Origin of the sequence: Agrobacterium sp. SUL3 (genome assembly GCF_001263295.1) — a bacterium.
In the GTDB taxonomy this organism is placed as follows: domain Bacteria; phylum Pseudomonadota; class Alphaproteobacteria; order Rhizobiales; family Rhizobiaceae; genus Agrobacterium; species Agrobacterium tomkonis.
The window spans coordinates 20,918-28,600 of sequence record NZ_KQ414528.1 but is presented as its reverse complement, the minus strand read 5'-3'; the positions used below and the strand labels follow the sequence as shown (position 1 = coordinate 28,600).

Here is a 7,683-nt window from a genome sequence, read left to right as displayed (position 1 = left end):
GTAAGCGGCAAGGAGACCCCATCTGGCGGGTCTGATGCTGAGTAAGGTATTTCGGGCATACGAGTTCTTTGGATGTGAGGATCTATGTCTAGACCTGCAGCTAGCCTTGGGTTGATGCGAATGATCGAGGCGGTGCCCGATCGCCTGGACGGGTCCCCGCGACAGTTGCGACGGTTCTGGTCTGACGAATTTAAGGAGACAGCGGTTGAGCAGGCCTGTCAGCCCGGAGTGAACATGTCGGCCGTGGCGCGGCAGATCGGTATCTTGCCATCTCAACTCTACCGCTGGCGTAGAGAGCTGTTGGCCAGTGATAAGCCTGGAGAGGCACCAGCGGCAGTTGATCCGCAGAGCGTCGCACCTGACGCCAACCCCGTTGTCGAAATCGTCATTGACGGTATCGTCGTGCGGGCCGGCCGGCATATCGAAGAAGCGCATCTGCAGCGCGTGATCCGGGCGGTTCGCTCAGCATGATCCCCGCGGGTGTAAAGGTCTTCCTCGCCAGCCATCCCATCGACTTCCGCAAAGGGCCAGACAGTTTACTGTCGCTGGTGCGCGATGCCGGCAGTGATCCGTTCAACGGCTCGCTCTATGTCTTCCGGGCCAAACGGGCTGACCGGGTCAAGATCGTCTGGTGGGATGGATCAGGTGTCTGCCTTTACGCCAAGCGGCTGGAGAAGGCGCAGTTTTGCTGGCCGCGGATAGGCCACAACCGAGTCCAGCTCAACCATGCCCAGCTCATGGCGCTCGTTGACGGCATGGACTGGAAACGGGTGCGCCCGGTGGCGGTGAAGCCGCCGGAGATTGTTGGGTAAATGCCTGCGGCAAAGTGAATCAACCGCCTGAAAGGGCAGGAAAACCGGAGCAAAATATGCTCTGGTAGACGTCATGACGCCGCCCGATCTGCAGCTGCCGGATGATATAGAGACCTTGAAAGCCATGGTCCTTGCCATGGCCGAGAAGGCAGCGCGCACCGATGCTCTTGAGAGCGAGGTCGCAGACCTGAAAGCCAGAAACGCCGATGCTGATGAACGCATCGAACGGCTGACCCAGATCCTGAAAGCCTTCGATCGTGCCCGTTTCGGCCGGCGATCGGAAAAGCTCGGCTCTGCAGGTATCGATGATGAGCAGCAGGCCTTTGTCTTCGAGGAAATCGAGACCGGCATCGCGGCGATCCGAGCCAAGGTGAACAAGGGTGCCGCCGATACCGAAAAGCGTCCGCCGAGACCCCGCAAGGGCTTTGCTCCTCATCTTGAGCGGGTCGAAGTGGTGATCGAGCCGGATGAACTGCCCGAACACGTCGGCAAACAGAAGGTGCTGATCGGAGAAGACGTCTCGGAGCGACTTGACGTCGTGCCGGCGAAGTTCCGCGTCATCGTTACACGCCGACCGAAGTATGCCTTCAAAAATGAAGACGGCGTCATTCAGGCCGCCGCACCCGCGCACATTATCGAGGCGGGCATTCCGACGGAAGCGCTTCTCGCGCAGATCGCCGTCTCGAAGTATGCCGATGGCCTCCCGCTCTATCGGCAGGAGGCAATCTATGCCCGCGACAAGGTCGAGCTTGACCGGAAGCTGATGGCTCAATGGATGGGTAAGCTCGGCTTTGAACTTGATATCCTGGCCGACTACGTCCTCGCCGAGATCAAGAAGGCTGAGCGTATCTTCGCTGACGAGACGACGTTGCCCACACTCGCGCCCGGAGCCGGATCGGCCAAGACGGCCTGGCTTTGGGCTTATGCCCGCGATGACAGACCCTTCGGTGGCAGTAGCCCGCCGATGGTCGCCTATCGCTTCGAAGATAGCCGTGCTGGCGATCGGGTCGCCCGGCATCTGAGTGGCTATCGCGGTATTCTGCAGGTTGACGGACATGGTGCCTATAACAAGCTTGCCAGATCTGACGGAGGCAATGACGGCGTGATGCTGGCCTACTGCTGGTCCCATAGCAGGCGCAAGTTCTACGAGCTCCACGCCTCAGACAGCTCCAGGATCGCCACCGAGACGGTGGAACTGATGGCGAAGCTCTGGCAGGTGGAAGAAACAGCTCGCGGGCAAAGCCCTGACGCCCGTGTCGCCGCGCGCCAGGCGACATCTGTTGCGGTTGTCACGGAGCTCTTCGCCCTCTGGCAGAAGACCCTACCGCGGATCTCTGGCAAGTCGAAGCTGGCCGAGGCGATCCGCTATGCCACCTCGCGTCGCTCCATCTTCGAGCGCTTTCTCACCGACGGCCGCATCGAGCTCGACAACAACATAGTCGAGCGTGCAATCAGGCCCCAGACAATTACGAGAAAGAACAGCCTCTTCGCCGGCAGTGATGGCGGTGGAAGGACCTGGGCGACAATTGCCACGTTGCTCCAGACAGCCAAGATGAACGACGTCGATCCGCAGGCCTGGCTCACCCAAACCCTCGAGCGCATCGCCAAAGGATGGCCCAGCAGCGATCTCGATGCACTCATGCCCTGGAATTACACGCGCTGAACGGTCTCAGCTTGCCGCTTACNAGGATGGCCCAGCAGCGATCTCGATGCACTCATGCCCTGGAATTACACGCGCTGAACGGTCTCAGCTTGCCGCTTACTGAAAGGGTCCTTGTGCAGTTCGTTCTTCACCAAAGTCGCCAACCCGTCATGACCCTTGCGGAAGTCGACAGGTTTGTCGCCACCATGATCCTGACGCGGTTCGACGGGAAGATCATGTCGCTGCCGCCAAGGCGCGGGCGATGGCAGCGATCCGGGTGGCAGACGCACCTTCCTCAAGACGAATGGTGACGGGACCGAGGACGATCTCGGGGCGACTGAGCATGTTAGGCGGCTGTTCCGAAACAGGCGGATCGACGATCACCGCCGCGAACTCTACCGCATCCTCCGGTGCTGGCAGGATCAGCTTGCCCTGCCGCGCCATCGTTCGCCAGGTGGAAAGGCTGTTGGCTCGCAATCCATAGCGTTGCGCAACTTCATTGACCGTCGTGCCAGGCCTTAAGCTTTCCGAAACGATCTTCGCCTTGACCTCATCGGGCCAATGTCGGTGAACCTCACGTCCAGGCTTCCCGGTTGTGAGAAACTCTAATGTAGTCTCCATGGAGAACTCCCGTTCTTCATCCATGGACAGGCGATCACAGATCAGACGGCGGAGGACAATGTGGGAGTGGGACAGCGGTTACGAATCTTAGAAGGAATGGGATATGGACTAACGCGTCTAGGAGAGGTGGTTCTGACCCGCCACATAGAAATCTCTCCAGAATGGATTGAAGCGTCAGCGGTTTGAGGTGCTCCCCGAATTTGGGCCAGCGGGGGATGGAGTTTTCCGGGTTTTAGCTCAGTTCGGCGGGGGTGCCGATGAGCCGTTCATAAACGAAATCGGCACTTTGTTGCCTATCGCGCCGTGTGGCCGGAACTCGTCATATTCTCTCAGCCAATCCTCCATCTTTGCTCGCGCGTCGTCAAGGGTCATGAACCAGTGAGCGTTCAGGCACTCGGCCCGGAACTTGCCATTAAAACTCTCGATGTAGCTGTTGTCAGTCGGCTTGCGTGGCCGAGAGAAGTCGAGCACGAGATCGCGAAGCAGGCACTCCCACCGGCGGGCATGATGATTACACGAATCAAGGTGACCGCCGTTCCCTCCATCGTCTTTGGGCCGACCTTTTTCGATCGACCGTCAGCTTTAGCCGACATTGGCCATCCGTCATCGAGGCGTCGACAGCAGAAGGGTTCTTCATCGAGCCACAATAATGCAATAATCGACCGTCGCGGCCGGGGAATTGAAATGTCTCAATGAGCTTCCGTCGTGCAACACTCAAAAATGTTTAAACCGAACGCTCGCCACGCTAGTTCTGGGTTTCCCCCACAACGCCATCAAATTCTGATATATGTAAAAAAGCCCGATAGACATCTTCGACTTCAATATCTTTCATGCATTTATGCAGTGCAACACATTCTTCAATTCTCGCTATATGACAAGGCGCACAGGCTATCGGTTTTCTAACGATACAAACCGACTTCCCCAGTGGCTCCCATATATTATGATCCGCCACTCCGCTGAAAACAACTATCGTCGGCACGCCGATAAGAGCTGAAAGATGTGTCGCACCAGTATCGGTTCCGACAAAGAAATCAGCCTTTGAAATAACGGACGCGAGGTCAACAAGTGACAGCTTACCTACCAAATCAGTAACGCTTTCATTCGGAACAGCATTGAGTATCTCGTTACTGTACTCAGCTTCAGCCTTCCCGCCAACAATTACGATCTTGTAACCATGCTCGTGTACAAATTTTTGAGAGAGAGCAGCGAATTTAGACGGGGACCATTTTTTAGCTAGTGTCCCTCCTCCTGGCGCAATTATAATATACCGAGACCCAGCGACTGGACCCGCGTAGCTGCCACTAGTTACCAGATCAGACAGAATGGCCGCAGGATCGAATCCCTTTAGCGTATTAACAACGTGACTACTCAACAACATCAAACGGTGGACATTGTGAGCGTTCTTATATGTTCCACGAGGCGCTTCCATCTCAGGCAAAGATATACTGAGGGGCGTGTAATGACGGTCAACGCCCTGAAAACCAGCTTTCACTTTAGCCTGAACAAACATCAAAAGTGGTCGCGTATCTGGATCATGCCGCAAATCAATAGCCAAGTCATAGCGATCAGTCACTAGCGCCTTGATTTGAGCGTAGTTTTCGAGCTTCGCCTTCTCAACCTCCTGAGACATTTCGGCAGAGAATTTGAATTCGATAACATTATCGAAGTGACCGCTTGCTCTAGCGAGATCTCCGTTGGTTGGAGAGCAAACTATCGTGATTTCAGCCGTTGGCCACGCTTTTTTTAACAAGTCAATGGCTGGTAGTGAGAGAAAAAAGTCACCGATATGATCAAGTTTCAATATTAGGATTTTTGGATTCGAGGAAAAGCCATCTTTACCGAGGACACCCCTTCTCTCAACTACGACCCCTTTATCAAAAGTACCCGTCAACGAGCCTAGTTCGTTCGAGACTTCACCAGTTATTCTTTTTTTTTTTCGCCTCTCCTTCCTTTTTTTCAATAATGCAATGACCAAACCCGCAAAAACAGACCAAGGATAAGTAATCGGTAAAAATAACGATGTCTGCTTTCTGAGCGCCAGAACACGCCTTTCAGTTTTCAAAAGGCGGCGGGCAGCATCCTTTGCAGAAATAGCGGTTTCGGACAGAGATGCTATCATCGCCTCCGCTGTGCTTGCTTGCGCCTGCAACGTATGATGCATCTCCCATATTTCCGAGAGATCAGGGTCCGCCATCCTAGGCCTATCCATGCCTTGAGGCGGGCCGAGAGTGAGCTGCAAAATCTCGGATTGCGTTACGGCGCGAACGTCGTCGATTGCTCTCCTCATTTCTCTTATAAAAGGGCTCTCGACGTTGAAGACACGACAGACGACGATCGTCAAGTAAGTTGAGGCAGGAATACTGGCATTAGCCTGCGCGTGCCTATCGTTGACGCCAGAATAGGGCACCAAAATTTTCGCTAAAATACGTAAGTCTAACGTGTCTAGAACATAGCGCCAGCGATGCAGCGCTTCGTCTATTTCGCCTCCGGCCGTTTGTCGATCTAATTTCAGTTCAAATATCAACAAACCGTTTGGCATAAGATTAGGCTCGACCTCGCTTACGGACTTGAGGATGTTTTCGAGGCTATCTATTGTTGAGAAGCGCTTAAAACAGATATCGAACTGCAGAACCGCTGGAGCATCCGCCTTCTCGGATTTGCTTCCGTCGACCGATACAAGAGACCATATCTGAGGATTTACCGAAGAAAACTCCGAGCAATCCACGCCATCAACGAGAACAGTGCACGATCCGCTTTTGCCGGCTTCAACGGCTTGGAAGATAGGCAAATAGTGAAGGCCGGCAGAACTCTGTGTTCCCCGCCATTTCGCATAACCGTCTCGGTAGTCCGATAATTTCGTGTCGTTCAAGTTGAGCAACCGCGTACTTTCCATAACATCAAAACCAAGACATTAGAGTTTTTTGCTACAAGCAAAATCAAGCAAGTTTTTACCAGAAAACAACGCGCCTTGGATACCCGCTGCAACAGCAGCCTCAACATCGGTCTCTTTGTCCCCGATTAGAATACTGCGCTCTCGATCCACATTCCACCGCATAATGATATCTTCTATCATTCCTGGAGAAGGTTTTCTCCAGTAGTGATTTCCCCGGTATTTTTCGACAGCGGCATTCTCATGGAAAGGACAGAGGCGTTCATCATCAATAGATGCGCCTTGTTCATGAAGCAATTTCTCAATATGAGCCCGCAACATGATATAGTCGAGATCATCATAATAACCGCGGCCTATGCCAGACTGATTAGTTACGACAAATACCCGATATCCCCGATCTCTGAAAGAACTTATAACCTCCGCCGCCCCAGGGATAAGTCGGACGTCCTCAATCGTACCTGGATATCCCGTGTCTTCGATAATCACACCGTCTCGATCTAAAAAAAGCGCGGGTACACTTTCGGTGTAAGGCTTCAGCAGTCTGTGCATTTCTTCGAGAGCACAGACGATGTGATAAAGAGACGAGGCGGGCGCATGCTCCTCAGCTGCGGTACCATCTTCGTTGAAACGATCCACCCAAAGGCCGGGAAGAACTCCCGTGAAAAAACGCTGCAAACTCCGTGCCGCCTCGGCGACCTTAGCGTATGCCACTTCTCTATCTTCGGGCGTTATCGCCATCTCGGCCATCATAAGCCAAGCCTTGATCCGCTCTGTTTGCGGCCACAGACGGAACGCTCTGTCGTTGAGCGTCAGATCAAAGTTCAGACCATTGTGCGCCAGGCCGCGGGTTTCATCGACGCCTTTCTCGCCAATCTCCACGAGTTTACGCGAAGCGATCAGCGCGTCTTTCCGGCCCGCCATCTTACCCCATCGCGTTAGCAACCATGCCCATTCGAATTGGTGCCCCGGCTCGATTGGCGCGAGGTTGTGGTGCTGCATTACCGACCAGTCGTGATTATAATATTCACGGAGAGCACCGTTATCGGGCGAGATGAATGATGATAGGCACAGTTCGCCGAGTTCATTGAGGCAAGACAGCCAGCGTTCAGGCTTTTTTATCGAAGGATTTTCCAACCAGGCCAGAAACGCCTCAAAAAGATGCATATGTGGATTCGAACGCAGAGGAACGATAGGCGGAAAGGCCTCTTCAAAACCTGAGGCCGGGTGCTTCCAAGACGCGATCATTGCCTCAAGACAATTCAGCGCGGCTTCGGCAATGCCACCCCGGTTTTCAAGCGTATCGGCGGCATAGCTCAGGCCGAACAACGCAAAGGCATGGTCATATAGATCGAATGACGTATTCCTGACCCCACTCGCCAAGTCGACCGTGGTAATAACCGAGCCGTCCGCATTGAAACAGTGCCGCTGAAGGAAGTCCCATCCATGCTGAACTACCCCTTCAGCATCGCCAGCCCAGCCCATTTTCTTAGCCGCCGAAAAGCTATAGATTTGACGGCAAACAACCCGCGTTCTTCTTGCCGCTTCAACGGCAACCCCGCTTCTGTCGATTTTTTCGAAAAAACCGCCACTCACACAATCCCGTCCAACCGAAGACCACAGTGGAAGCGCCGCTTCGAAAAGCCACCTTTTGAGTTCCAGATATTCATTCTGAGCGGACTCGAAACCCGGATGTGTCATCAAGTATTATCCTTAACCAG

Annotated in this window: 7 protein-coding genes and 1 pseudogene; 4 read left to right on the top strand and 4 right to left on the bottom strand. The window is 54.0% G+C overall.

Going from position 1 to position 7,683, the window contains the following annotated elements:
- Positions 1-120 precede the first annotated feature (120 nt).
- The 3 genes from AKG12_RS27195 to tnpC all read left to right on the top strand — a co-directional run bounded on the left by AKG12_RS27195 (position 121) and on the right by tnpC (position 2,475).
- The gene (locus AKG12_RS27195; protein WP_162697384.1) at positions 121-471 is read left to right on the top strand and encodes a transposase; all 351 of its coding nucleotides are present in this window, start codon (positions 121-123) and stop codon (positions 469-471) included.
- Positions 468-812 (top strand): IS66 family insertion sequence element accessory protein TnpB, encoded by a 345-nt coding sequence (tnpB, locus tag AKG12_RS27190; RefSeq protein ID WP_052821229.1) that lies wholly within the window; start codon positions 468-470, stop codon positions 810-812. The genes AKG12_RS27195 and tnpB overlap by 4 nt, the downstream gene beginning before the upstream one ends.
- Before the next feature lie 73 nt (positions 813-885).
- The gene (gene tnpC / locus AKG12_RS27185; protein ID WP_052821228.1) at positions 886-2,475 is read left to right on the top strand and encodes an IS66 family transposase; all 1,590 of its coding nucleotides are present in this window, start codon (positions 886-888) and stop codon (positions 2,473-2,475) included.
- Positions 2,476-2,688: 213 nt separating this feature from the next.
- On the opposite strand, the gene tnpA is transcribed toward tnpC, so the two are convergent.
- Both tnpA and AKG12_RS27175 read right to left on the bottom strand, forming a co-directional pair.
- The gene (gene tnpA, locus AKG12_RS27180; RefSeq protein WP_052821227.1) at positions 2,689-3,075 is read right to left on the bottom strand and encodes an IS66-like element accessory protein TnpA; all 387 of its coding nucleotides are present in this window, start codon (positions 3,073-3,075) and stop codon (positions 2,689-2,691) included.
- Positions 3,076-3,312: 237 nt separating this feature from the next.
- A pseudogene (locus AKG12_RS27175) lies at positions 3,313-3,552 on the bottom strand (integrase core domain-containing protein); the annotation flags it as partial.
- On the opposite strand from AKG12_RS27175, the gene AKG12_RS30885 reads away from it, so the two are divergent.
- Positions 3,454-3,771: a hypothetical protein gene (locus tag AKG12_RS30885; protein ID WP_197283366.1), complete on the top strand. Its 318-nt coding sequence runs from the start codon at positions 3,454-3,456 to the stop codon at positions 3,769-3,771. The pseudogene AKG12_RS27175 and the gene AKG12_RS30885 overlap by 99 nt on opposite strands.
- A 49-nt stretch (positions 3,772-3,820) precedes the next feature.
- Here the strand turns inward: AKG12_RS30885 and AKG12_RS27170 are convergent, their stop codons facing one another.
- Together AKG12_RS27170 and AKG12_RS27165 are read right to left on the bottom strand one after the other, a co-directional pair.
- Positions 3,821-5,944 carry a glycosyltransferase family 9 protein gene (locus AKG12_RS27170; RefSeq protein WP_197283365.1) on the bottom strand — a complete coding sequence of 708 codons (2,124 nt, stop codon included), beginning with the start codon at positions 5,942-5,944 and terminating at the stop codon, positions 3,821-3,823.
- Between the two features lie 42 nt (positions 5,945-5,986).
- Positions 5,987-7,663 (bottom strand): HAD-IIIA family hydrolase, encoded by a 1,677-nt coding sequence (locus AKG12_RS27165; protein WP_052821225.1) that lies wholly within the window; start codon positions 7,661-7,663, stop codon positions 5,987-5,989.
- Positions 7,664-7,683: the final 20 nt, after the last annotated feature.